This window comes from Acinetobacter sp. SwsAc2, from assembly GCF_013391465.1.
Classification (GTDB): Bacteria; Pseudomonadota; Gammaproteobacteria; order Pseudomonadales; family Moraxellaceae; genus Acinetobacter; species Acinetobacter johnsonii.
In genome coordinates this window covers 48,393-72,856 of the sequence record NZ_JACBEZ010000017.1, presented here as the reverse complement: position 1 = coordinate 72,856, position 24,464 = coordinate 48,393, and the positions used below count along the sequence as shown (strand labels likewise).

Genomic DNA, 24,464 nt, shown 5'->3' with positions numbered 1-24,464 from the left:
CATGAGAAAGCCCATATAAATGGGTAGAGTACAAGTTGCTGTAGAAGCATTTTTAATTCGTCTGATCACAGATACTTTATAAAGTATTTTAATACTTTTTTGAATCCGTCAATGCGTAAGTCCTATATTATTAAATGGCATGACAAAAAATACCCTAATTCCTCATAGTTAATATTATCTAATCGTTGCCATGTTATAGATCCTTCCGAAATATTCCCGACTAAAGGTGGAAGCCCTTTCTCGTTTCTCATTAATTAACCTTATTTGATTTAAGCCGTATAACTTCATTTTATGTTAAATCGAAATATCGTAATCTGAACTGTGCAGCTACGCAAGTCTCGGTGGCAAGGGCTTCTATTACAGATGATATTCTTCTTCAAGAAATTACCCAGCTATTTTTAAATGCAATATACCTAAAGCTAGATGTTATGATTACATCCTGTTTATGATCTAATTCTCATATGAAAAATCCATTTTCTGACAACGCCCAAATTAGTGTAGTTTCTAACTTCTCTAAACTTGTAAATTCGAATTTTCAAGGAGAAATGAATGCTATCTGCTGGCGTAGAGATTTGGTTGGCGATTTTAAAGAAATTGTGGCTAAACTTGAGTTAAAAGAGAATATTACAGAAGTTTCCGTTGAAGATCTTTTAGCTTTACAACTTTCAGAAAAAGGGAATCTCGCAAGGGAAATCATTTTAAAAGATATACAGCTATTAACCGATTTTGGCGCATCCCCTGCACTTAACTTATTGAAATGTTATGAACGTGATGACGAGCTAGATTTTATTTCAACAGATGTATATTCGTTTCATATTGATCGTTCACCCATAGAAACAGATACTTTCTTATGTACCTACCACGGTGCTGTAAGTGATATCGTGCCCAATGCTCAAGTTGAGAAAAAAGTTCTCATTCCCGAAATCAGAGAAAAGCTTAAAAAGCGGCATGATGGCCCAGAAACAGAGTTTGAAACTTTCCTAGAAGAGTACTTTTTCGACCTGCATTATCAACCTAAACCGAATGCAAAACCTGTGAATTTAGGCTTAGGACATCTTTGGCGCTTGGCGGTAGATCATCCGACGCAACAGGTCTTGCCTTGTGTGCATAGAGCGCCTGTCGAAAAAGATGGTGAGTATAGGTTGCTATTGATTTGTTAAATATTTATTCGATATAGAGTCGATGAATTTAATCTATTTATAGACGGTAAAAAAGCACCTTAAATTTTTAAGGTGCTTAACTGAAAAGCATTACTATGCAAGTTCACAGTTATTGATTTTAGTAATCCCAAAAAATGCGTTGGATTTCCTTGGCATCTTTTGTTTTTGTTAAAGCAAGTGCAGCAAGTAATTTAGCTTTTTGCGGGTTAAGATCATGTGCGACCACCCAACCATATTTGTCATCTGGTTGTTCTGCATTTCTAAGAATAAAACCTTGAGGTACGCGAGATGAACGAATAATTTGCACACCTTGTTTTTGTAAGTCAGTTAATGTTGGAACAATATAATTGGCTACCGATCCATTCCCTGTACCTGCATGAATAATAGCTTTTGCCCCTGCTTTAGCATAAGCCGTGTATGCATCCGGCAACATATTGCCTGAACCATAAACAATTTGTACCAGCGGTAAGCTATCACCTTTAATATTTTCAATATTAAATTCTGAGCTCTTATTATGACGTTTTGCTGTATTTCTGAACCAGTAAGGTTTTCCTTCGACTAAGGTCCCGAGTGCACCCCATTGGCTCATAAATGCATTGGTATGGATATTAATTGTTTTTGAAACATCTCGTGCTGCAAAAATGTCGTCATTCATGAGCACAAAAGTTCCTTTACCTTTTGCACTATCGTCGGCAGCAAGTGCAACCGCACTATAAAGGTTCAACGGGCCATCAGCAGAAAGTGCAGTACTTGGACGCATTGACCCGACCAATACAATCGGCTTATCTGAATGAATCACTAAATTTAAAAAGAAAGCTGTTTCTTCTAGTGTGTCTGTTCCATGTGTAATCACGACACCATTCACATCAGACTTTTTAAGTAAGTCATTGACTTGACGTGCAAGGGATAATAATTCTTTATCCGTAATACTTTCTGATGCAACTTGCATGGCCTGCACACCAGTCACATTGGCAAGGTTTTGAATCTGGGGAACCGCATTTAATAATGCATCCACAGGAACTTTTGCCGCAGTATAGGTTGCACTATTGGTAGAGCTTGCTCCAGCACCTGCAATCGTTCCACCAGTAGCGACAACAACGACATTATTTTTGGCAAATGCTGCACATGGGAGTAATAGGCTTAAACTTAATGTCAAAGCTGAAATCGTTTTTTTCATAGGTCATCCTTTTTGAGTCATTTTATTCTTAGCATTTTTCATACCATAGTAAAATTACTGGAAAAAGATAGGATTGTATAGGTGTAGAAATTGTATTTTTTGTCCATCACATTTCTTAAATACGATTAATCATGGTGCATCTCTTGTAGTTTTGAGATGAGTCCTATTTACCCAATACAGAACAGTTGCAAGAAAATATTCAAAATACGGTACGACTATTTTTAAATGGTTATCGCACTTTTTAGCAAGTTGTTATTTTATTTAGGATGAAAGCAATATGCAGTCCCTCCAAGAATGAAAAACTGCACCGTATTATTTAGGCGGTGGCTATTTATTACCACGTTATTTCATGACCTTGAAAGTCGACAAACTGTTGTTCATTTTTACCAATAAAATCTTCAACCACACGTACAATGCCCGTTGTGCTTTCTTTTACGTTGATGGGTGCATGGCTTCCGCCCATTTCAGTTTGCACCCAGCCTGGATGTAAGTTCAGCACGCCTATTTGGGCAGGAATTGCCTCATTTATCGCAAAGCCCCGTGTGATACTATTGAGAGCAGCCTTGCTTGCGCGATACAGCTCCATACTTCCATCATCGTTTAAAGCAACGCTTCCCATGCGAGAACTCATAAATGCAATGACACTCTTTTCTTTCATCAAAGGAAGAAGTGTTCTCGCAATCGTCACGGGTGCAATGCTATTTACCCAAAACAGATTGGCAATCTCATTGGGCGTGCACTGCTCAACGCGTTGATGTTTTGGCCCAAGAATGCCCGCGGAAACCAACAGTAGGTCGATGGATTTTTCATGATATTTACTGAGTAAACGGTCTGCCGTTTGTACATAGCTTAAATCTAATTCGGTTAATTCAAGTCGGTCGGGATACTCAGAAAGCAGTTGATTTAAGCCTGTAGAGACTTGGTCTATGTCTCGGATGGTCGCGATAACCTGCCAGTGCTGATTAAGCAGCTCACGAACCAGACCTAGGCCAATCCCTCTAGAAGCTCCAACCACGATTGCCCGTTTATTCTTATCAGACATAAAATGTTCCTCTATCACGATAATTCAAGGTGTTAAAAACGCTTGAGCTCAAACCTTCAAAGTTTGCTTTGGGATATTGATTCACAAGCTTAAGAATTCGCTTTGATCATAGTGCAGTAAGAATTTTTTATACAAACCTATTTCTGTAGACTTATTCAACCTTCATCATTCATTCAATGAATAAGCCCACAACTAACACATGAGTCTTACCAGCAATAGGTTTTCCTACGACCCAAAATTGGAGAATTTAGAAAACCTAAAACCTAGCGATTTCTGTCTAGAAGTTCACAGTCCATGAAAATTGTGCTGTACGTGGTGTACCCAGAAATAAATAGTCATCCCCGAAAAAGCTTCCTGCATCTCGCCAATATTTTTTATTGAACAGGTTGTCCACATTCAGGCGAAGCATATTGTCATAACCATAAGCACGGAAGTTATAAGCTGCACCCGCATCGAATACGGTATAGCCTGAAACTTTAACCGTACCCGTTTTGTTGGCGTATTTACTGCTGCTGTATTGCATACCTGCGAGTAAACGTAAACCTTCTACTTGAGGCATTTGATAAGACACATGACTGGCAAAACGAACTGTCGGTACGTTTTGAGTTTGATGCCCTTTATAAGCATCGACCTGTATATCTTCCAAACGTGAACGGGTCAGTGCCAAAGTCGATGTCATATCCAGATTTTCAGCAACACGACCTTGCAAGCCCAATTCCAAACCTAGATTATGCTGTTCACCATCGGTGACATAGTAATTGTCTAAGTTGGTATATTGATGGTCTTGTGTTAAGTCAAACAAAGCGGCAGTAAATAGTAGCTCTTGCCATTGCTGTTTAAGACCTAATTCATATTGAGTTGAACGTCTTGGTGCTAAAGTTTCAAAGGCATTTCCTACGATACCTTTATCCTCATTACCATAGGCAGACCACGGCGCTTGACTGCCGTCACTTATCCCTTTGGCATAAGAAGCATACAGATGAGTGTTCTGCCAAGGCTGATACATCAACGCGAGCTGTGGCAAGAAGCGATTGAAGTCGGTGTCACGAATACTGTTGCCATCCGCAGCATAGGCACTTTCATTTAAATGCAAAAGCTTACCGCCCAGCAAAACTGACCATGCATCATTAAATTCGATTTGATCCAACAGGTTGAGGGCTGTTTGTTGACTATCTAACGATTTGTAATGATTACCTAAGGCTTTGTCCGTAGGCGTATATGTAATAGGATCATTATAAATATTTCCTGAACCTATCCATTCATTGATTGCATCATACTGAGTATGGCGTTTGTAGGCATGTGACAACTCTAAACTCAGGTTATGTTGCCATGCTCCAGTGTTGAATTTTCCGTTTAAGCCCGTTTTAAATTGATTGGTTAGATAACTATCATCTGGGCTGCGGAAATCATAAATATCGTAGTTACCATCAGTGTCAAAGGTGTAGGCAAAGGCTGAGTAATCATCTACGACCACACGACTTTGTGAAACAGACAGATTGCCGTTCCATTTATCATTGATTTGATAACTATATTTCAGACTCGTATTTAGACTTTCATTGGTGATTGGTTTGCTCCAGCTTTGATAACCCAGCAAACGATCCCATTCCACTCCTGTCGGTACAGTTTCACCACCAAGTAGCTGATAACCTGGTACTGAACGTTGTTTTTGACGCTGTGATTCAAGATCAAATTCAAGTTTTGAACGATCTGAAATTTTCCAGTCTAAAGCCAAGGAGCCAAACAAACGTTTTCCATCGGCATGTTCAACATACGGGTGAATGTCTTCATAAGCTGCATTCACGCGATAACCAAATTGTTGATTGTCTCCAAGCCATCCACCAAGGTCGGTTGCCACACGGCTACCGCCATGACTGTCTGCTTCGATGGTTAAAGATTGGACATCTTTGGGGCGTTTACTCACATAGTTCACTACACCGCCTGGCGTGGACATACCACTTTGAATCGCACTCATGCCTTTTAGGATTTCAACTTGTTCTTTATTTTCAAGCGCCACGTTTTGCTCACCGCGTAGCAAATTACCGTTCAGTAAATAACTTGATCCCGCATTTAAGCTAAATCCACGCATCACAAAGTTTGCATAGTAACCAATAGGTGCATAGCCATCCCCAACAGACGCATCGTTCTTTACCACATCGCTCAGTGTTTTCGCATGTTGATCTGCGATCAGTTCAGCAGTAACGGTGTGAATAGATGCAGGAATTGCTGCAAGGTTTTGCTGACTAAAGCCAGACAAATTAACTTTGGGTTGATAATAAGCCAGTTGTTCAGTCTGAGCAGTAGTTGTAATGGTTGCGAGTTGCTCTACATCACTCTCTTCTGCCGCATGTACCCATACCGAGTTCAGCCCTAGACATGAAAATGAACCAACCGCCAATAATGCTTTTTGTAAACGAGAAAATGGATACGTTTTCACTGTCGTTGCTAACCCCAAAAGATAAATTTACAGCCTGAATTTTGCGGCATGAGTATTCACAATTTTCTTAAAATGAACAAGCACATTATTCAACATATCTCAGCTTTTTTTTAAAATTATCTGGCAATAGCTTTGAGTGTGTAGATTTTGAAATTGAGTTTAACTATCTGATTTTAAATTATAACGTTGATCTGCGTTCAATATCTTCAGCCGTATTTGATACAGCATATGGTAGATGGGAATTTATCTGAATTGAAACAGTGTATTGTGGATTGGAACCTAAAAGCTTAGGTTGATTTATTTCATTTTTTTAAGATATTTTTTAATTTTAGAGTGATTTTTTAACTATAAATCCATTAAAATGTTATAACATAACAATACAAGTCTAAACTACTCTCCTTCATGATGAATAAATTCTCTCTTTTTTCCTCAAGCATATATTTAAGCCTGCTGAGTTCTTTCACTTGGGCCGAAACTTCAACAGAAGTACTCCAGACCATCCAATTACAAGCCGAAACTGAGGGTGAAAACCTTCAACAAAGCACAGCAATGACTAAGTTTTCACATGACATTTTAGACGTGCCATTTAGTCGAAGTGTGTTATCCAAAGCTTTAATTCAACAACAAGATGTGCAACGTATTGACGATGCATTAACACAAGTGAGCGGGGTCTATAATCAAACCAATTATGGTGGCGGCTTTTGGGATAACTTTTCATTTAGAGGTTTTAGTACAGACCCCAATATTGGGGCACAAATCATCAGAAATGGTCTAAGTGTCAACCGTGGACTCAGCGCTCCGCGAGATATGGTGAATATTGAATCCCTCGACTTTTTAAAAGGCCCAATGGCTGCGCTCTATGGCCGCGGGGAAGCTGGCGGTCTACTGAATATCAACACTAAAAAGCCTGAATGGGAAAGTTCTTCAGAAGTGAATTTACGTGCCAATAGTTTAGAAAAATACCGTGCTAGTTTTGAACATACTGCCCCAATCAGTGATCGTGTGGCTTATCGTATTGCGGTCGCACATGAAGATAATCAAAGTTTTCGTGATCATGTGCAGAGTGAGCGTTGGTTTTTCTCCCCCCAACTCACATGGAAAATTTCAGATTCAACCCAATTAGATTTTGACAGCGAATTTACCCGACAAGATGGAACCTTCGACCGTGGTGTAAGTAGTTATCAAAAACAATTCGTGATGGACCCTAAAACATTTACAGGCGAACCTGATGATGGTGATCATATTCAAAAAGATCATTTCTATCAGCTTCGACTTGCACATCAGTTTAATGATGACTGGAAAATGAATAATGCTCTTAGTGTGAAAGATACTCAGCTCAAAGGCTTTTCCAGTGAACCTCGTCGTATTCAAAGTGATGGACGTACATTAGAGCGCCAGCGTCGCTACCGTGACAATAAAAGTGATGACATTCTCTTTCAAACTGAACTACTGGGGACGATCCAACAAGACTGGGCCCGTCATGAAGTACTTTTGAGCACTGAACTTGGGCAGATGAAGTACCGTCAATTACAACTGCGTCGAAACCACAGCAGTAGCGTGCCAAATAGCATTGATATCTATACTCCTATTTATGGACAATACTTACCCGAGCTTCCACTTTTCATTAATACCGAAGAACAGCAACGCTATTTTGCACTGAATATACAAGATCAAATTTTCCTTAATGATCAATGGAGTGTGCTATTTGGAGCACGCTTTGATCACGTCACCCAAGACTTTCAAAATAAACTTGCAGGTACATCCAGTAAAAAGGATTTACAACAAACCAGTCCACGTTTGGGTTTAAACTACCGACTGAATGATCGTTGGTCATGGTATGCCAACTATGGAGAATCCTTTGCACTCAACAGTGGCATGGACCGAAACGGCGATGTGTTTAACCCTGAAAAAGGCAAAAGCTATGAGATTGGTGGGAAATATCGGATTACCCCACAGAGTTTGCTGAGCTTAGCCCTCTTTAAAATGGATAAAGAGAATGTCTTAACCACAGATCCAGCAGATAGTAACTATCAAATTACCGCTGGAGAAGTCTCAAGTAAGGGACTAGAGTTCGATCTAGAGACACAGCTCAATGATCAATTTTCTATACGTGCCAACTATAGCTACACAGACGCTCAAGTGGAAAAAGACCAAAGTCTTGCTAAGGGTTCACGACTTAGCAATGTTCCGAAGCACAGCGGCTCTATCAGTAGCAACTATGAATGGACCCTTGCCAATGCGGACAAAGTTGGACTCGGTGCAACAGCAATCTATGTGGGCAAACGTAGTGGACACAGTACAGATAACGGCTTCAGCTTTCCTGAGTACACTTTGTTGAATCTAAACGCTTATTATGCGCCAACAGATCAGCTACGCTACCAGTTCAATGTGCACAATCTCTTAGACGAAACGTACTATGTTGCAAGCTATAGTGATATGTGGATTCAACCCGGAGATCCTTTAAATGCATCTGTCTCGGTGCAATGGAAGTTTTAAAGTTTAAAAAACCAGACTTGTCTCGTAGGAGTTGAGTCTGGTGTTAGAAAAATAAGATTCTGATTAGTTTCTGAAGTATTAGCTGCCTTAGTTTTCTTTAGCGTTACTATGTACTTACTTCAAAAAGTATTCCCAAATGATAAATCCAAGAAAAAATCCAAGAAACGAATATAAAGTAATGATAAAGAATACAAACCAAGCTCTATTTTTCTTCAGTAAAAAGTTCATTTTCAATACCTCAACGCTCTATCTATATTCATTATTCTAAGGTTTCCTATACGAAAGGACAGATACAGTTCTTTGTGAAAAAAATATAACAGACTATAACAGATTTGCCATTTTTAACTCTCCAAAGCGATCAGACTGATATCAAGTAGTATAAAAAAGTATGAGGAGACTATTTTGCCTCCCCATGCTTCAACTGATTAAGGGATTAAACTTTCGTTTCTTTTTTTGCATTCATCCAACGATACAACACTGGCAATAGCACCAAGGTCAATAACGTCGAAGAAATAATTCCACCAATCACCACGGTCGCCAGTGGACGTTGAACCTCTGCTCCTGTGCCTGTGGCAAGCGCCATCGGCACAAAACCTAAGGACGCCACACAAGCGGTCATTAAAACAGGCCTTAATCGCAAAATCGCTCCCTGCCAAACGGCTTCATGTAAGCGGTATTGCCCTCTTAACTCTTTAATGAAGGTCAGCATGACCAAACCATTTAAAACGGCAACGCCAGACAAGGCAATGAAACCAATGCCCGCCGACATTGACAAAGGAATGTCTCTTAACCACAAGAAAAGCACACCACCAGTTAGGGCAAATGGAACACCCGTGAACACCAGCAAGCTTTCTTTGATGTTATGGAAAACAGCCATCAGCAAAATAAAGATCGTCAATAATGCCAGTGGAATCACAATCTGCATTCGAGCCTGTGCCGAGGCCAAATTTTCAAACTGACCACCATATTCAATCCAGTAGCCACTTGGAAGTGGGTATTGTTTAAGCTGACTTTGTACTTCTGTGACAAAAGAACCTAAATCGCGCCCTTCCACATTCGCTGTGACAATCACACGACGTTTGCCATTTTCACGGCTGACTTGGTTGATGCCATCCATCATTTTTACAGTGGCAATATCGGTGAGTAAAATACTGCCACCATTCGGAAGCTGTATTGGCAGTTGCGCGATCCCACTGACACTACGGTCTTGTTCACTAAGTCGAATCACAAAGTCAAAACGGCGGTCACCCTGTAAAATTTCACCAACATTTTGTCCGCCAATGCTTGCTGATACATAGTCTTGTATGGTTTTGACACTTAGGCCGTATTGCGCCGCCAAGCTTTTATCAATTTCAACATTGAGCAAAGGTAAACCCGACGTTTGTTCAACTTTAACGGCGGTACTGCCTGAAACCTGTTGAATCAATTTACTGATTTTTTCAGCTTCCGTATTTAATACTTGCATGTCATCGCCAAAGATTTTGACACCGACATCGCTACGTACACCCGATATTAACTCATTGAAACGCAGTTCAATTGGCTGAGAAAACTCACTGTTGTTACCGGGCAATGTTGCTAAATAGGCCTGCATACGGCTACGCAGTTCATCGAGTGTTTCTTTTGGATTTGGCCATGCATCACGGGGTTTCAGCATGACGTAACCATCTGAAATATTCGGTGGCATCACATCGGTCGCCACTTCAGCCGTGCCTGTTCGCGCAAAAATAGCCTGTATTTCAGGGAATTTCTTCAGAAGTAGCTTTTCCGTATTTTCCTGAATACGAAGTGATTCTTCTAAGCCTGTGCTTGGAGAGCGCAGTTGCTGTACAGCAAAGTCACCTTCACTCAGTTGCGGTGCAAACTCACTGCCGATACGTGTTGCAAGTAATCCCGTCAACACCAATAAGCACAGTGCGAAGGTCAAAACCACCGCTTTATACTGATAGGTACAGTCCAATACTCGCTGATATCGCTCTTTTAGCCACAGCATCCAACGGCTTTCAGTTTCTTTAATGTCACCTTTGACAAAAAGTGCGACAGCCGCAGGTACAAAGCTGATCGACAAAATAATGGCTGCAACGAGTGCAAGTACAACAGTCAAAGCCATTGGGTGGAACATTTTTGCCTCTACACCAGTCAGTGCAAAAATCGGTAAATACACCACTAAAATAATCAGCTGACCAAAAATGAGTGGACGGCGGGCTTGGCGCGCTGCCAAAAACACTTCTTTAAAACGTTCCGACTGAGTCAACGGTCGTTTGAGCATTTGTTGTGCATGGGCTAAACGCCGAATACAGTTTTCAACAATTACCACTGCACCGTCGACAATAATACCGAAATCCAATGCACCCAAACTCATCAGGTTGGCACTGATGTTCTGTTGTGCCATACCCGTTAAAGTAAACAGCATAGACAGTGGAATCACACAGGCTGTAATTAACGCAGCACGAATATTACCTAAGAATAAAAAGAGGATCACAATCACCAAGATTGCGCCTTCAACCAAGTTCTTTTGCACCGTTTTAATGGCTTTTTCCACCAAAGTCGTTCGGTCATAAACCGTTTCTATTGTGACACCTTGCGGTAAACTGCTTTGCACCTCTTGAATTTTGGCATCTACAGCTTTAGACACCGTTCGACTATTTTCCCCCATCATCATCATAGCGATGCCGAGTACAGTTTCTTCGCCGTTATAGGTTGCTCCTCCTGTTCGGAGGTCATGATCAATTGAAACCTGCGCGATATCCCCCACACGAATGGGGTTCCCATTTGGGCTGGCAACTGTTGTATTTTCAATGTCTGCAAGACTATTGAGTGTCCCCGGAACACGGACTGTGAGCTGCTGACCATTTTCTTCAATATAGCCGGCACCACGGTTTTCATTATTTTCCTGTAAAGCAGTTTGTAGTTGGCTTAAGGAAATATTCAACTGTTGCATACGGTTTAAGTCGGGAGCAACCACATAGGTTTTATTAAACCCGCCAATACTGTTGACCTCGGCAACCCCCGCAACACGTTGCAATTGTGGACGAACGATCCAATCTTGGATCTCCCGCAAGTCCATCGCGCTATAAGCCGTACCATCCACTTTTTTGGCATTCGGTTCAGCTTTAATGACCCATTGATAAATTTCACCTAAACCCGTCGAAACTGGTGACATGGTTGGGGAAACATCGCTAGGTAAGTCCGCTTTGACCTCTTGCACCCGTTGATTAATCTGCTGACGTGCCCAATAGATGTCTGTGCCATCCTCAAATACAATAGTGACTTGGGACAAACCATAGCGTGAAATAGATCGAGTCAGCTGTAAATCTGGAATACCCGCCATTGCAGTTTCAATTGGATAGGTAATCCGCTGCTCAACCTCCAATGCGGTAAAACCATTGGCTTGGGTATTAATTTGTACTTGCGTATTGGTAATATCGGGCACTGCATCAATCGGCAGTTTTTGATAGCTATAAACCCCGACCGCAATCCATGTACAGACAAAGAGCATGACCCAAATTGCATTTTGAATAGAGAACTGAATAATTCGTTCAAACAAACCCTCAGGCTTGGGTAAATCATGATTAGTGTGCATGATCAGCCTCGCCTTTTTCTAATTCAGACTTAAGAACAAAGCTGCCTTGACTGACATAGCGTTGTCCTGCTGTTAGGCCTGAAATCACTTCCACCCATTGAACATCATTTGAAGCTTGCCCAAGTTGAACGGGCTGCGCTTTCAAATGCACTTGTCCTTTTTGTTCAGCGTCGACCACAAATACCGAAGTTTGACCTTCAATGTTTTGAATAGCACTTTTATGGACGCGAAGTGCTGTTTTTGAACTGGTATTGTCTAAAAAGATATTCACTAAAACATTTGGACGTAGTTCAGCCGCTTGGCTTTTTAATTTAGCACGTACCACCAAGCGTCCTGTTTGTGCATCGGCTTGAGAGGTTAAGCTTTGGATAATGGCTTCATATTTTTGTTCAGAAGCATTCGGCTTAAATGTCAGACTCTGATTGGCTTGTAACTGACCTGAGTACTGAGCAGGCAGATTAAACTCAAGCCATAACTCTTTAAATTGTTCAATCACAAAAAGCTGATCGGCCAATTGTACGTTTTCACCCACTACGATATCTTTTTGGCTAATCACACCTGAAATGGGTGCTTTAATGGCAAAACGACCATTTACTCCACCTGTTGCCCCTAGGGCGTTTAAGCGGCTTTGCACCGATTGCACAGTAATCTGCGCTTGTCGGTAAGCATTTTCTGCCCGTTGGTAATCCTGCTTGGCGGAAATGCCCTGTGACCATAACTGCTGTTCACGTTGATAATCTTGACGTGCCAAATCCAAACTGGCTTGAGCCATCCGCAAATTGGCCTGTTGATCAATCAGTTCTGGGACGGACAGTACAGCTAAGGTTTGTCCTTTTTGTACGTTTTGACCAAGTTCAACATTCACCTGTTCCACATGCCCACCAAAGTTTGGCGAAATATGTGCTTGCTGATCGGTATTAACCACAAGCTTTCCAGGCAGAACGGTAACTTGAGACACCACGCCTTGTTGAGCTGAAGCGATTTGAATGCCTTGCTCTGTCAGTTGCTGTGCCGTCAGTTGAATTTCACCTTCCTCGGCATGTCCTTTTTCTGCCTCGGGTTCATCAGCATGTTCAGATTCTTCATGCGCATGTTCATCAGTGGTTGTATCTTTCGAGCTAAACCAAATTCCAACAGCGATGAGAAATGTAATGAGGAGCAAAAGCCCAATCATCAATGGCTGTGATATTTTTCCAAATTGGTTTTTTAGTTGCATATTATTGTGCTCCGCCAAGGATGAGGTCTTGTATTTGTGCGATTGAATTTTTACTGATTTGGCTATAAGCATCTGAACTACTGATCTGCTCATAGCTAGTACCGAGGCTGAGTGCTTCTGCGCTCAATGCAGTCTGCCAAGCTTGACGTAATAACTGCAACTGCCCAAGGCGTATGCTTTGCAGCTGTAAGTTGGCTTGTTGAATGTCGGTAATGGACAGCTTTCCCGCTTTAAAACCTTGCAGCGTGCGGACTTGCACTTGTTCTGCCAAAGACGTTTGTTGACTCATCGAACTAAACTGTTTATTTAGTCCTTTGAGTTCATGCATGGCATTGGCGATATCTAAAATTTGCTGTTTTAACTCACGCTGTTGCTGCTGATTCAACAGGCTTTGCTGACGCTGGGCCATCGGAATGCTGTATTGCTGACGGTTAAAAATATTCAGCGGAATATCCACGCCGACACCTAATGTGGTATCGCTACTTTCATTCGGTGCTTGGCTCCGTTTCATGCCGACATTTAAGGTCGGATTGGGACGTGCCTGCACTTTTAAACTTTCAATGTTTAAATTGGACTGTTGAATGTTCAGTGCATATAGCTTTTCCAACCAACCTTCAGCAATATAGCGCTGTACTGTGGCATCGCTTTGATCTGGCCATGGCATTGAGGTCGCATTGAGTTGAATATCGGCTTTGGTTTCGCCCCAAAGGTTTGAGAGTTGACGCTGTGCTACTTGTTCTGACAGTACCGCTTGTTGGTATAAGCGCTGCATATCCAAACTTTCGATTTGCGCACGTTCATAGTCAACCAAAGCAATACTGCCCGCCTGATAACGTTTTTTGGCACTGTCTAAATTGTTTTGACTCACTTTGAGTTGTGCTGCGTACAGCGATTTTTCAACTTGTGCCAAAGCCAACTGAGACCATGCAAATTTCACCACCAATTGGCTTTGTGCTGTCCACAGTTGTTGTTGTAACTGTCCTTGTTGCTGCGCTGTTTCTGCGAGTTTTTGATTAAGCTTACGCTGTCCAAAAACATCTAAGGGCTGACTGATGGCAATACTGAGCTCTTGATTGGTATTTGAACCCAAACCATCTTGATTGATATTTAAGCTAGGATTTTGCCATAGGCCACTGTTTTTGATGTTCAGCTCTGAAATGCTTTGACGCTGTTGCCCAATGTCGCTTTGGTTTTGATAGCGCTCTACTTTTGCTAAAGCTTCATCCAAAGTCTTGATCGGTTCGGCAAAACTCCATTGCATTGCGGCTGTTGTTATGCCCACAGCAAGGGCTTGGCGTATAAACGCCTTAAATTGATTCGACATGTTTTTTCCCACTAATTTTTAGAAGAAGTGGTGGGAAATGTTTTAGGCTACCCCACCATTAGCGGGGAAAGTTCAGGAGGAGGATGTTGCCCCAATAAATCAGGGGCTTGATAGGCATTGTGCCAAAAAAACTGCGGACGCTCACGAACTTCAAACGCGAGCGGCATTTGATAGTTTATTTCTTTCGGAATAATCAAATGTGCCATTGAAGGCAAATGATCTTGATGGTCTTGATGGTCTTCACCCAATTCAAACTGATCATTTGCCGTTTGAGTATGGCTATCGGCACTGCTTTGCTGGTGTGCCTTATCATCAGACACACACAAGGTGGTTTGATGATGCCCAAAATGAAAATTTTGTTGCGTCACGACTTGAGTTTTTTGTTCTTCATGGACGCAAAAAGCTGCCGCCACGTTCCAAAGACTTTGGAACATGAATAAAGCAACTAAGACGCTAATCCACGTGGTAGAACGCATAATGTCGTACTGAAATAAAGTGACGCTATTGTAAAGCCTAGACTAAGTCTAAGGTCAAGTCTTTTTTAATGACTATGTTCATGTTGGTGTGGATGGCATTCATCTTCTTCAATCTGCAAAGTCACTTGCGTAATCCCATGCTCATGCCCCAATAACTCCACAGCTTGGTGGTATAAAGCTCTCTGATCTACATCAGGTGCAATCAAATGCGCTGTTAAATGCACATTCTTAGAGGTAATGGCCCAAACTTTAAGCTGGTGAATACCTTGTACACCCTCTAAAGCCAGCAAATCATTGCGTAAAGATTCGATATCAATTTCACTTGGTACACCTTCGAGCAAAATATTGATACTTTGTTTCAGTAGCACCCAAGTTCTAGGTAAGACCCAAAAGCCAATCAACACCGCAATAACGGTATCTACCCACATCCAACCTGTGAAATAAATCACCAGTGCGCCAATGATCACACCCACAGAGCCCAAGGCATCACTGAGCACTTCAAGATAAGCCCCTTTCACATTTAAGCTGTCTTGACTGCTCGACACCAAAATCTTCATTGAAATCAGGTTAATGATTAAACCCAGAACCGCAACAACCAACATACCCAAGCTTTGAATTTCAGGTGGCTGACTAAAACGCTGATAGGCTTCATATAAAATGTAAATGGCTACCACAAACAACATCATGGCATTAAACAAAGCTGCCAAGATTTCAAACCGTTGATAGCCAAAAGTACGTTTATCATCGGCAGGTTTTTGCCCAATTTTGATGGCTGCTAAAGCAATCGCTAAAGCAGCGGCATCGGTAAACATATGCGCTGCATCGGACAGTAAGGCCAAGCTTTGCGTGATAAATCCTGCGACCACTTCTACAATTAAGAAGGTAAACGTCAGGGCAAGTGCGATGGTTAATTTCTTGGCATTTTTTGCAGTCACTTCAACATGACTGTGATCATGGTTATGAGAACCACTCATGTAGGACTCCTTATCATTTTATTTAACGGAATGCTTTAGCATTGAAATCGAAGCTTTTTTTAATTTAAAAATTACTCGATTTAGTATACTCGGTTAAAACAATAAAATCATCTTTCATGTGAATACGTCTTTATTTACGGCGTTTTTTCCCTGTCAAAAAGCTCATGGCCTGCGTATAGCCTGTTGGTGTAATACGCTGTACCAGATCGATAATTTTGGCATCTGTTCCAATTAAGACACGGCGCTCATCTTTTTTTACAGCCTTTAAAATGGCCTGTGCTGCCACATCTGGCGGGGTTTTAAGCATTTTATTGAAAGAACGGCTAGCACGCTCTGGGTTCATACCCAGCGCACGAATACTGTCACTCATTCGAGCACTATTGGCAATATTGGTACGTATCCCACCCGGGTGAACACAAGTTGCACTGACACCACAGTTTTCTAGGTCTAGTTCTTGGCGTAGTGCCTCGGTAAAACCACGGACAGCAAACTTTGTCGCATTATAGGCACTCTGAGTAGGTTGAGCAGTGAGCCCAAATAGACTTGAAATATTCACAATATGCCCAGAGCCACTTTGTTTTAAGTAGGGTAAAAAAGCTTTGGTTCCATACACCACACCCCAAAAGTTGATGTTGAAAATCCACTCGGCATCTTCATAGCTCAGACCTTCAACAGTACTCGCTAACGCGACCCCTGCATTATTAAAAACTAAATTGACCTGCCCGAAATCCTGCTCACACTGCTTTGCCCAATCCTCTACTGCTTTACGGTCTGAAACGTTCAGTTTTGTGAGCGTGACTGAAACAGGATAATCTTTGACGTGGTTTAAGGTTTCCGCCAAACCTTGTTCATTGAGATCACTGAGTGCCAAATGTGTACCTTGTTTAGCCAGTTGAATCGCCAACTGCTGCCCAATGCCTGAACCTGCGCCTGTGATCGCTGCCACTTTATTTTCAAAATTTTTCATAATGCTCTCTAAATATCGTTTTAAACTTAAACGCCATGCTGAAGGTTCAAGTACTTTAGTTCTACGCAGACAAGGTCTATTTTAGTTAATGTACAAAAATTACAGTCATGAATGAAATGATCATTTCTAATGATTCAGTATGTATAAAATTCATGAGTGGTATTTTAAATATAAGATCATTTTTAATTTTCTTGTATTTTCAAGTGATAGGACTCTGAAAACAAGTTACTGATATCTACATAGTGTGTCACATAGGCTTTAGACTATAACAGTCCTGAGCAATTCTGCTTCATCTGTTATATTTTTTTAATCTTGTTTTTGTACCTGTTTCATCAGTCGTTTGCTTTACATAATGTGCTCATCACCTCAGTTGAGTGCAGTAACCATGAAAGATCTAGACTCAAAAAAACCAGCAAAATATGCAGATAGTTCAATTTCAGATAAAGCATTTAAAAACATGATTATCTGGTTCGCGATTTACTGTGGGCTTTTTTGTATAGGTGTGATTTTCTTTGTCGGTGCAGATCAAAACTACCTTCTTCAATAAGAATCTGAAGTTTGCTGCACTAATATCAACATCTAAATTCGGGCCTCAAAATTAAACTCCACGAGAAAATACACTTTGGAGATTAAACCTAGACATGGGTTTAATCTCTATTTTTTTGAGTTGAAGACTAGTAAAACGGCAGTTACATTACATTTTGAATGGTTAATGTCATTACAAATGAATGACAGGGGCTGTGTAAAGATCAGACTTCAAGCCCAAATCACTAAAAATGCAGCAACCACCACCAATACAATACCGAGATGTTCAGCACGTGCCAGCTTTTCTTTAAAGAAGTAGGCTGAAATCAACATACTAAAAATAATCTCAACCTGCCCCAAAGTTTTTACAATGGGCACTGACTGCATACTCATGGCACTAAACCAACCCAGTGACGCCAAAAAACTACATAAGCTGACACGAAATGTAAGTCCAATACGCTGCCACATGGCCCATAATGTTGCACGGCGAAATATACCCAAATACATTAAAAGTAAACAGCACTGTGTCCCAATCACCATTAAGAGCACCCAAGCTGCACGGTGAATAAACGGTAAATTATCTAGTTCTAAACTGGCCTCACGTACCAAGAGCGAGGTAATGGCAAAACATAAACCACTACCGATACCTATACACAAGGTTTGCACCGAAAAATCAGAAAAGTCCCGCCCTTTGGACATTAAAAAAACTGCGAAGCCTCCGACAGCAACCCCAAACCAGCCTAAAAGGCTTAAATGATCGGATAAAAAGAGCACGGCAATAATCGCGGCAAGTACTGCTTCACTTTTAGCAAGACCCACTCCAATTGCATAATTTTTTTGCTTAAAAAGCTGAACCATCAATGCTGTTGCTGCAATTTGGCTCAACGCCGCAATAAGCACATAGATAGCAAAACGGAGATTGAAATGGACGGACTCTGTCACAGGTTGGAAATGGTAAAGGCAACTGATGTAAATCAGTGCTAAAGGTAAAGCAAAGATGAACCGCGCTAGAGTCACTCCATAAACATCTACAGTAGTACTGAGTTGCTTTTGAAAAGCGTTGCGCCAAGCCTGCATGAAAGCGGCCATAAGCGTAAAAAGAATCCATGTTATTGTCATCAAGTACTCTATATACAGTTACTTACCTCACATAATGTAACCCGTTGATGGCAGCACATGTGCTTTATTTTCATGACTTATTCTTATGTGACAAATAACTTAAGTTCTGACGAAACTTCGACTATTGCATGACTTTCGCAACATTTCCTCAAAACTGAGTATCGAGCAAAACATAAAAAGCCGAAGGGGTTATCCTTCGGCTTCTATGTGAAATTTCACTTCGATCTATACATATCAAAGTGAAAACGGGTTATCACTTAAAGTATTAGAAGTTATAAATCGCAACCAAGTTCACACGGTTGTCTTCACCTTTTTTACTACCATTTGCCGCAGGTGCAAACGCTTCACGCTCACCGTAGACATACTCTACGCCAAGGCTAACAGGCTGAACTGGGCTATAGAATAAATTACCCCATGCCTGCCATAAGTTTTTATTGATTTTGGTATCATCAGCTACAGCATCAAGGTAGTCCTGATTTTTATCAAAAGTCATATAACCATAAGCCAAAGTACCACGTAATTTGTCATTAAACTTCTGTGTTAAACCGACAGTAATTGAGTAAAACTCACTTTGTTCAATACTTGTGCCTGTTGCAACTACGCCAGGGTTAGTAAAGGATACAAAGCTGCTATCGCCTTTAACATGGTAGTAGTCGGCTTTCACAGAAGTCACAGGGGTGATGTCAAATTTGGCACCAACACCTACGCCATACGCCCACTCTTCTTGATTTTGAATGCGTTTTTCATGCGCCATTGCACGCCCACTGACTGAAAGTGCATCATTAAACTTATGATTCAGTCGTCCTGTAAATGCTGGCATACGTTGGCTCATGCTGGCATCTTTCGGGTCTTCCACTGCCGCGACTAAGTTAGTATTTGGCGTAAATTTATGGGTATAACGCACTTGAGGTGTACGTTTAATTGAAGCACCCACATAAGCCAAAGCATCAATCGTTTCAGGGATGTAGTCTGGAGTCGCAAAGTTTGACCACGTTTGACCAATTAACCAGTTACCATAGTTTAAATACGCATGACGAATACGTAAATTATCAAGGTTTGCGCCGCCTAAAAAGTCGACCTCAATTTTGGCATTTAAGTTCTGATCGGCGACTGGCGCTTTAAAGTCCAAACCTAATCGCGTTGCTGAAAGGGTTGATCTTAAGCGATCGCTATTTTCAGCATTTCCTTCTAAAGGCACGCTATTGATTTGGTTATAGGGCATATCACGAGAGCCACCTTCGGCCTGATACGATGCGTCCGCGCGAACATTACCGTATAAGTTGAACTCTGCCCCACCTTTGGTCAAACCTAAACCCGTTTTTTCAACCGTTTTTGGCGTCGTCAACACTTGACGTTCAACAGCGCTCAATTGAACAGCTTGCTGCTGTTGTTGCTGAGTATTCTGTTGAAGCATTTGTTTTAACGCATTAATTTCATTTCTAAGTTGCTCAATCTCTGTCGTCGTATTGCTTTGTGCATGTAATGCTGCACTGCTTAACATCGATAAAGTGACAACTAAAACGTTCTTCTTAAATTGTTTCATTTAACACGGGTCCTGTGTATTTAAGTCTGTCCTGACTTTTACTCTTTAATATTTAGCTCTATTTTTCATCGCTGTTTTCTAACGCAATGCATTTCTTTTAATACTTTAAAATGAAACTTTTTATTGCATTAAAAATCGCGTTAAAAAACAACTTATAAAAAGCAAATTGATTTTAACAGTTCATACAGTTTTTGAAATGAGCCTACTACTAATGCACTAGACTCATGGGTTCGGTATTCTTTAATTGGCTGTGGATTTAACTGCATCAAACACTTGTTTTGATTTGGTTTTTTCACCATCTACAGATACTTTTAAGTTGACCATAAACACGGCCAAAGCCGCAATCACCCCAGGTATCGCAATCACGAGAAAATTCATTTGATGTGGCAACTCAAAAGTTAACAATGCACCTGTCAGTACAGGTCCAACAATTGCGCCAATGCGTCCTATGCCTGAAGCCCAGCCCATACCTGTAGAGCGCACAGCAGTTGGATAGAACTGTGCGACAAAGGTATACAGTAGAATTTGTGAACCAATGGTTGCTGCGCCTGCAATCGCAATTAAACCGTACAGCACCATTTGTGGACTGTTGAAACCGAGTAGAATCAGCGCAATAGCACCCAAGGTGAACATGGTTGTCAAAACTGGTTTTAAGTGGAAACGGTCTGCGAGCGCACCACCGCCAATCGCTCCAACCATACCGCCAATATTTAAAGCAAATAAGAAAATCATACTTGCACCAAGCGAATAGCCTGCTTGAATCATTAGTTTTGGTAACCAGCTTCCAAGCGCATAGACCATGAGTAAGCACATAAAGAATGCCACCCAAAACATCATGGTGCTAAAGGTACGGCCTTGTTGGAACAATGCCTTTAATGGAGCGTCATCACCAGCAACAGGTTCGTTGAGCTTAAATGTCGTTTCTGGCTGAATCGCTTGCTCCGGTGCAATTTTTTGCACAATTTCACGGACTTTTTCAGTTTCACCCTTTTTAGTCAGGAACATTAAAGACTCAGGTAGAAACTTCCAAAGAATCGGCAAAGCCAGAAATGGAATGATGGCGATATAGAACATGATTTTCCAACCATAGTCTGTTACCAACCATGCACCCAGTAAAGCTGACGTCATGCCGCCAATAGCATAGCCACTGAACATAACCGCAACGAGTGTGCTACGAATACGCTTCGGAGCATATTCAGTCATGAGTGCGACCACGTTTGGCATCACCCCACCAATACCAAGTCCCGCAAGAAAACGTAAAATACCAAACTCAATAGGATTACTTGCAAATGCGCCTAGAAAGGTGAAGCCACTAAAAATAGCCACACAAATCATAATGGTCTTTTTACGGCCCAATTTGTCAGACAACGTACCAAAACTCATCGCACCGAACATCATGCCAAACAAGGCTGTACTCGCAAGTAAACCTGCTTGTACTGCACTGAGTCCCCACTCTTGCATCAGAAGTGGCAATGCCACGCCATAGATGACTAAATCATAACCGTCAAAAATAATAATCAGTAGACACCAAATGAGTACACTCCAATGAAAGGGCGTAAATTTGGCTTCATCGACCACCGTGTTGATGTTAACTGGATTTGTATTCACTTTAAGCCTCCTGCTTGCGAATGTTTGTTGCTGTGCACATTGCAGCAAAAGTAGCTTTCTTGTCCAAAACCGAATAACTCTATATTTATACCTTTAAGGTCGGTTAAGGTTTTTATTGTTTTAAATAAATAGGTTATATAACTAATGTTTTAAGTGGGAGACAGAAAATAAGCAAAACCAAGTGAAAATGACTATAAAAAAAGCCATCCCCTAAGGATGGCTGAAAGGGTTCGTTTTAAAATGTAGACTTTAAAAGTATTGTGAAATTTAAATTCCCAAGTTTAGATAAATGCGCGGTCATATTTGATCGCTTCAAGGTCATAGACCTGATAAATACAATCAAATAACGAACGAATGTCCTCGCTTTCATCCATGGAACGAATGGCGAGAAAAATGGGGCTAGTCGCTGCATCATCTAAGATTGGAATATAGTTCAAATGCGGCAGTTGAATGGTTCGTGCACTTTCTGGAACCACACAAATTCCTTCTCCGGCTGCAACTAACCCTAGTGCCAACTGTATTTCACGGACTTCTTTTAAATGTTTGGGTTCCAGTCCATATTCTGAAAACAGCCCTTGGACTTGGGTAGAAAAGTTTGGCTTGGGATGACTTGGATAAAGAAATAAGTTTTGATCGACCAAGTCCGACAGATACACACCTTGTTTTTGCGCCGTCAAAGGATGACTAGAATGTGCCGCCAACATCAGCGGTTCTTCACGCAGTAAAACCCGACGCACAGCAGGATCTGAAATACGTAAGCGTCCAAAACCAACATCAATCCGCCCTTCTTTTAAGGCCTGAATTTGATCCTTGGTACTCATTTCGATCAATTCGATTTTTAAATGCGGTTGTTGCTGCCGAAATAAATACACAATTTTAGGCAATAAACCATATAACAATGAACCCACAAAGCCCATAGTCACCGTTTTTTCAACCAAGCCTACACGTTGTGTCATGGCTTTGACTTCTTCGGCATTAGACAAAAGTTTAACAGCGTGTTGATAGAAGAATTGTCCTGCTTCCGTGGTTTTGAGTGGACGGCTGCCACGTTCAAATAATTGCACCCCCAATTCAGCCTCCAGGTTTTGTATCTGGCGGCTTAAAGGAGGCTGTGCAATGAATAATTTTTCAGCAGCTTTGGTAAAACTCTGCTCTTCTACAACAGCTACATAGTAGCGGAGGTGTCTCAATTCCATGACTATTTATACCTTTAAGATATATTAAAATGCTAATTTGATCTTCGACAGTTCATATTTATTCTTTTAAGGTATATCAAATCAGGTACACAACGCAAGGCTGCGCAGAGTTAAGATGTATAAATCTATAGAAACCTTACTCGTCGAAATCCCCACTATTCGCCCACACAAAATGGCGGTAGCGACTATGCAAACGCAAACGCTTGTCTTGGTGAAAATCAGCACTGAAGATGGCTTTGTCGGTTGGGGTGAAGCGACAACAATTGGCGGACTGGGCTACGGTGAAGAAAGCCCAGAAAGTATTAAGACCAATATTGAAACTTATTTTGCACCTTTATTGAAGTCCCTTAAAGCTCAAAATATTGCACAAACCATGCGTGCTTTGAAAAAAAATATTAATGGTAACCGTTTTGCCAAATGTGCAATTCAAACGGCTCTACTCGACATCCAAGCGCAACGTTTAGATTTACCCCTTTCTGAAGTATTGGGTGGCCGCTTACGTGACAGCTTACCTGTACTTTGGGTATTGGCATCTGGTGACACTGAAAAAGATATTGCTGAAGGCCGAAAAATGATTGAGGCAAAACGCCACAATATTTTCAAACTTAAAATTGGTTCACGCCGTGTAGAAGAAGATGTCGAACATGTTCTTGCGATTAAACAAGCACTGGGTTCAGACATTTCCATCCGTGTCGATGTGAACCGTGCATGGTCTGAGCTAGATGCGATTAAGGGTATTCAACTCCTACAAAATGGTGGTGTTGACCTGATTGAGCAGCCGTGTGCGATCGACAACATTGATGCGATGCAGCGTTTAACACGACGTTTTGATCTTGCCATCATGGCGGATGAATCGCTCATGGGACCAAGCTCAGCCTACCGTTTAGCCAAAACCAATGCGGCCTCTGTTTTTGCAGTGAAAGTGGCTCAGTCTGGTGGACTAATCGAAGGTCATGAAGTGGCGAAGATTGCCAACTTAGCCGGTATAGATTTGTATGGCGGAACCATGCTTGAAGGTGCAGTCGGCACGATTGCTTCGGCACATTTGTTCTCGACTTTTGAAAATTTAGCTTATGGCACCGAGCTATTCGGCCCACTGCTCTTAACCCAAGATATTTTAAAAACCCCACTTCAATACACTGACTTCGCTTTGCACTTACCTCAAGGCAAAGGACTCGGTATTGAGTTGGATGAAAACAAGATTGATCAGCTGCGCCGCGCTTAAGCGACGTCTTAACCGTTTAGGAGTTACACATGCTTTTTCACGTACGTATGGATGTAAACATTCCACTGGATATGGCTGCTGAAACTGCCAGTAAAATTAAAGCAGTCGAAAAAGCATATTCGCAAGAGCTACAAGCTCAAGGCAAATGGCGACATATTTGGCGCATTACAGGTCAGTACTCAAACATCAGCATTTTTGATGTAGACAGCAATGAAGAGCTACACAACATTTTGCAAGGTTTACCCCTGTACCCGTATATGAACATTGAAGTGATGCCTTTGAACCGACATCCATCGTCTATTCGCGAAGATGATCGTTAATTGAAAAAAGATTTTATGCAATTTAATCACTGGAACCTAATGAATGATCTAGTGAAAGAAATTAACAAGGAACGTGGCAGCT

General features: G+C 41.3%; 19 protein-coding genes. 5 read left to right on the top strand and 14 right to left on the bottom strand.

Annotated features, from left to right (window positions below; genetic code table 11):
* The first annotated feature begins 461 nt into the window (after positions 1 to 461).
* Positions 462 to 1,160 carry a DUF1826 domain-containing protein gene (locus tag HYI04_RS09390; protein ID WP_010326694.1) on the top strand — a complete coding sequence of 233 codons (699 nt, stop codon included), beginning with the start codon at positions 462 to 464 and terminating at the stop codon, positions 1,158 to 1,160.
* A 118-nt stretch (positions 1,161 to 1,278) separates the two neighbouring features.
* Here HYI04_RS09390 and HYI04_RS09385 read toward each other — a convergent pair whose 3' ends face one another.
* The 3 genes from HYI04_RS09385 to HYI04_RS09375 form a co-directional block, all read right to left on the bottom strand.
* The gene (locus HYI04_RS09385) at positions 1,279 to 2,337 is read right to left on the bottom strand and encodes an asparaginase (protein WP_010326693.1); all 1,059 of its coding nucleotides are present in this window, start codon (positions 2,335 to 2,337) and stop codon (positions 1,279 to 1,281) included.
* Positions 2,338 to 2,671: 334 nt separating this feature from the next.
* Positions 2,672 to 3,379 (bottom strand): SDR family oxidoreductase, encoded by a 708-nt coding sequence (locus HYI04_RS09380; protein WP_010326692.1) that lies wholly within the window; start codon positions 3,377 to 3,379, stop codon positions 2,672 to 2,674.
* A 277-nt stretch (positions 3,380 to 3,656) separates the two neighbouring features.
* Entirely contained in the window at positions 3,657 to 5,813 is a 2,157-nt protein-coding gene (locus tag HYI04_RS09375) for a TonB-dependent siderophore receptor (RefSeq protein ID WP_010326691.1), read from the bottom strand.
* Between the two features lie 402 nt (positions 5,814 to 6,215).
* Between HYI04_RS09375 and HYI04_RS09370 the strand changes: the two genes are divergently transcribed.
* On the top strand, positions 6,216 to 8,309 hold the full coding sequence (locus HYI04_RS09370) for a TonB-dependent siderophore receptor (RefSeq protein WP_010326690.1): 2,094 nt from the start codon (positions 6,216 to 6,218) through the stop codon (positions 8,307 to 8,309).
* 114 nt (positions 8,310 to 8,423) lie between these two features.
* Here the strand turns inward: HYI04_RS09370 and HYI04_RS09365 are convergent, their stop codons facing one another.
* From HYI04_RS09365 to HYI04_RS09335, 7 genes are all read right to left on the bottom strand, one after another.
* Positions 8,424 to 8,537, bottom strand: a complete 114-nt coding sequence (locus HYI04_RS09365) for a hypothetical protein (protein WP_010326689.1) — start codon at positions 8,535 to 8,537, stop codon at positions 8,424 to 8,426.
* A 205-nt stretch (positions 8,538 to 8,742) separates the two neighbouring features.
* The gene (locus HYI04_RS09360) at positions 8,743 to 11,889 is read right to left on the bottom strand and encodes an efflux RND transporter permease subunit (protein ID WP_178896089.1); all 3,147 of its coding nucleotides are present in this window, start codon (positions 11,887 to 11,889) and stop codon (positions 8,743 to 8,745) included.
* Positions 11,879 to 13,105: an efflux RND transporter periplasmic adaptor subunit gene (locus tag HYI04_RS09355; protein ID WP_010326687.1), complete on the bottom strand. Its 1,227-nt coding sequence runs from the start codon at positions 13,103 to 13,105 to the stop codon at positions 11,879 to 11,881. Before HYI04_RS09355 ends, HYI04_RS09360 begins: the two co-directional genes overlap by 11 nt.
* Before the next feature lies 1 nt (position 13,106).
* The gene (locus HYI04_RS09350; RefSeq protein ID WP_004693168.1) at positions 13,107 to 14,429 is read right to left on the bottom strand and encodes a TolC family protein; all 1,323 of its coding nucleotides are present in this window, start codon (positions 14,427 to 14,429) and stop codon (positions 13,107 to 13,109) included.
* Between the two features lie 47 nt (positions 14,430 to 14,476).
* Entirely contained in the window at positions 14,477 to 14,905 is a 429-nt protein-coding gene (locus tag HYI04_RS09345) for a cation efflux protein, CzcI-like (protein WP_004693170.1), read from the bottom strand.
* 65 nt (positions 14,906 to 14,970) lie between these two features.
* Positions 14,971 to 15,879 (bottom strand): cation diffusion facilitator family transporter, encoded by a 909-nt coding sequence (locus HYI04_RS09340; RefSeq protein ID WP_004693172.1) that lies wholly within the window; start codon positions 15,877 to 15,879, stop codon positions 14,971 to 14,973.
* Positions 15,880 to 16,009: 130 nt separating this feature from the next.
* Positions 16,010 to 16,846 carry an SDR family oxidoreductase gene (locus tag HYI04_RS09335; RefSeq protein ID WP_010326685.1) on the bottom strand — a complete coding sequence of 279 codons (837 nt, stop codon included), beginning with the start codon at positions 16,844 to 16,846 and terminating at the stop codon, positions 16,010 to 16,012.
* A gap of 385 nt (positions 16,847 to 17,231) precedes the next feature.
* Here HYI04_RS09335 and HYI04_RS09330 point away from each other — a divergent pair, with 385 nt between their 5' ends.
* Positions 17,232 to 17,393 (top strand): hypothetical protein, encoded by a 162-nt coding sequence (locus HYI04_RS09330; protein ID WP_004979714.1) that lies wholly within the window; start codon positions 17,232 to 17,234, stop codon positions 17,391 to 17,393.
* A 209-nt stretch (positions 17,394 to 17,602) separates the two neighbouring features.
* Here HYI04_RS09330 and HYI04_RS09325 read toward each other — a convergent pair whose 3' ends face one another.
* The 4 genes from HYI04_RS09325 to HYI04_RS09310 form a co-directional block, all read right to left on the bottom strand.
* On the bottom strand, positions 17,603 to 18,490 hold the full coding sequence (locus tag HYI04_RS09325) for a DMT family transporter (protein ID WP_058951991.1): 888 nt from the start codon (positions 18,488 to 18,490) through the stop codon (positions 17,603 to 17,605).
* 265 nt (positions 18,491 to 18,755) lie between these two features.
* The gene (locus tag HYI04_RS09320) at positions 18,756 to 20,033 is read right to left on the bottom strand and encodes a DcaP family trimeric outer membrane transporter (RefSeq protein WP_029575018.1); all 1,278 of its coding nucleotides are present in this window, start codon (positions 20,031 to 20,033) and stop codon (positions 18,756 to 18,758) included.
* 240 nt (positions 20,034 to 20,273) lie between these two features.
* A complete protein-coding gene (locus HYI04_RS09315; protein WP_010326682.1) occupies positions 20,274 to 21,641 on the bottom strand; it encodes an MFS transporter in 1,368 nt (455 codons plus the stop codon).
* 281 nt (positions 21,642 to 21,922) lie between these two features.
* Positions 21,923 to 22,837, bottom strand: coding sequence for a LysR family transcriptional regulator (locus HYI04_RS09310; RefSeq protein WP_005399482.1), 915 nt, complete (start codon positions 22,835 to 22,837; stop codon positions 21,923 to 21,925).
* A 115-nt stretch (positions 22,838 to 22,952) separates the two neighbouring features.
* Between HYI04_RS09310 and HYI04_RS09305 the strand changes: the two genes are divergently transcribed.
* Both HYI04_RS09305 and catC read left to right on the top strand, forming a co-directional pair.
* Positions 22,953 to 24,062 carry a muconate/chloromuconate family cycloisomerase gene (locus HYI04_RS09305; protein WP_010326681.1) on the top strand — a complete coding sequence of 370 codons (1,110 nt, stop codon included), beginning with the start codon at positions 22,953 to 22,955 and terminating at the stop codon, positions 24,060 to 24,062.
* A gap of 29 nt (positions 24,063 to 24,091) precedes the next feature.
* Positions 24,092 to 24,382: a muconolactone Delta-isomerase gene (gene catC / locus HYI04_RS09300; RefSeq protein ID WP_010326680.1), complete on the top strand. Its 291-nt coding sequence runs from the start codon at positions 24,092 to 24,094 to the stop codon at positions 24,380 to 24,382.
* Positions 24,383 to 24,464: the final 82 nt, after the last annotated feature.

Bases quoted from the DNA above. Each gene is read 5' to 3' on its own strand.
- HYI04_RS09390 (WP_010326694.1), top strand. From the start codon at position 462: ATGAAAAATCCATTTTCTGACAACGCCCAAATTAGTGTAGTTTCTAAC.
- HYI04_RS09385 (WP_010326693.1), bottom strand. From the start codon at position 2,337: ATGAAAAAAACGATTTCAGCTTTGACATTAAGTTTAAGCCTATTACTC.
- HYI04_RS09380 (WP_010326692.1), bottom strand. From the start codon at position 3,379: ATGTCTGATAAGAATAAACGGGCAATCGTGGTTGGAGCTTCTAGAGGG.
- HYI04_RS09370 (WP_010326690.1), top strand. From the start codon at position 6,216: ATGATGAATAAATTCTCTCTTTTTTCCTCAAGCATATATTTAAGCCTG.
- HYI04_RS09365 (WP_010326689.1), bottom strand. From the start codon at position 8,537: ATGAACTTTTTACTGAAGAAAAATAGAGCTTGGTTTGTATTCTTTATC.
- HYI04_RS09360 (WP_178896089.1), bottom strand. From the start codon at position 11,889: ATGCACACTAATCATGATTTACCCAAGCCTGAGGGTTTGTTTGAACGA.
- HYI04_RS09355 (WP_010326687.1), bottom strand. From the start codon at position 13,105: ATGCAACTAAAAAACCAATTTGGAAAAATATCACAGCCATTGATGATT.
- HYI04_RS09350 (WP_004693168.1), bottom strand. From the start codon at position 14,429: ATGTCGAATCAATTTAAGGCGTTTATACGCCAAGCCCTTGCTGTGGGC.
- HYI04_RS09345 (WP_004693170.1), bottom strand. From the start codon at position 14,905: ATGCGTTCTACCACGTGGATTAGCGTCTTAGTTGCTTTATTCATGTTC.
- HYI04_RS09340 (WP_004693172.1), bottom strand. From the start codon at position 15,879: ATGAGTGGTTCTCATAACCATGATCACAGTCATGTTGAAGTGACTGCA.
- HYI04_RS09335 (WP_010326685.1), bottom strand. From the start codon at position 16,846: ATGAAAAATTTTGAAAATAAAGTGGCAGCGATCACAGGCGCAGGTTCA.
- HYI04_RS09330 (WP_004979714.1), top strand. From the start codon at position 17,232: ATGAAAGATCTAGACTCAAAAAAACCAGCAAAATATGCAGATAGTTCA.
- HYI04_RS09325 (WP_058951991.1), bottom strand. From the start codon at position 18,490: ATGACAATAACATGGATTCTTTTTACGCTTATGGCCGCTTTCATGCAG.
- HYI04_RS09320 (WP_029575018.1), bottom strand. From the start codon at position 20,033: ATGAAACAATTTAAGAAGAACGTTTTAGTTGTCACTTTATCGATGTTA.
- HYI04_RS09310 (WP_005399482.1), bottom strand. From the start codon at position 22,837: ATGGAATTGAGACACCTCCGCTACTATGTAGCTGTTGTAGAAGAGCAG.
- HYI04_RS09305 (WP_010326681.1), top strand. From the start codon at position 22,953: ATGTATAAATCTATAGAAACCTTACTCGTCGAAATCCCCACTATTCGC.
- catC (WP_010326680.1), top strand. From the start codon at position 24,092: ATGCTTTTTCACGTACGTATGGATGTAAACATTCCACTGGATATGGCT.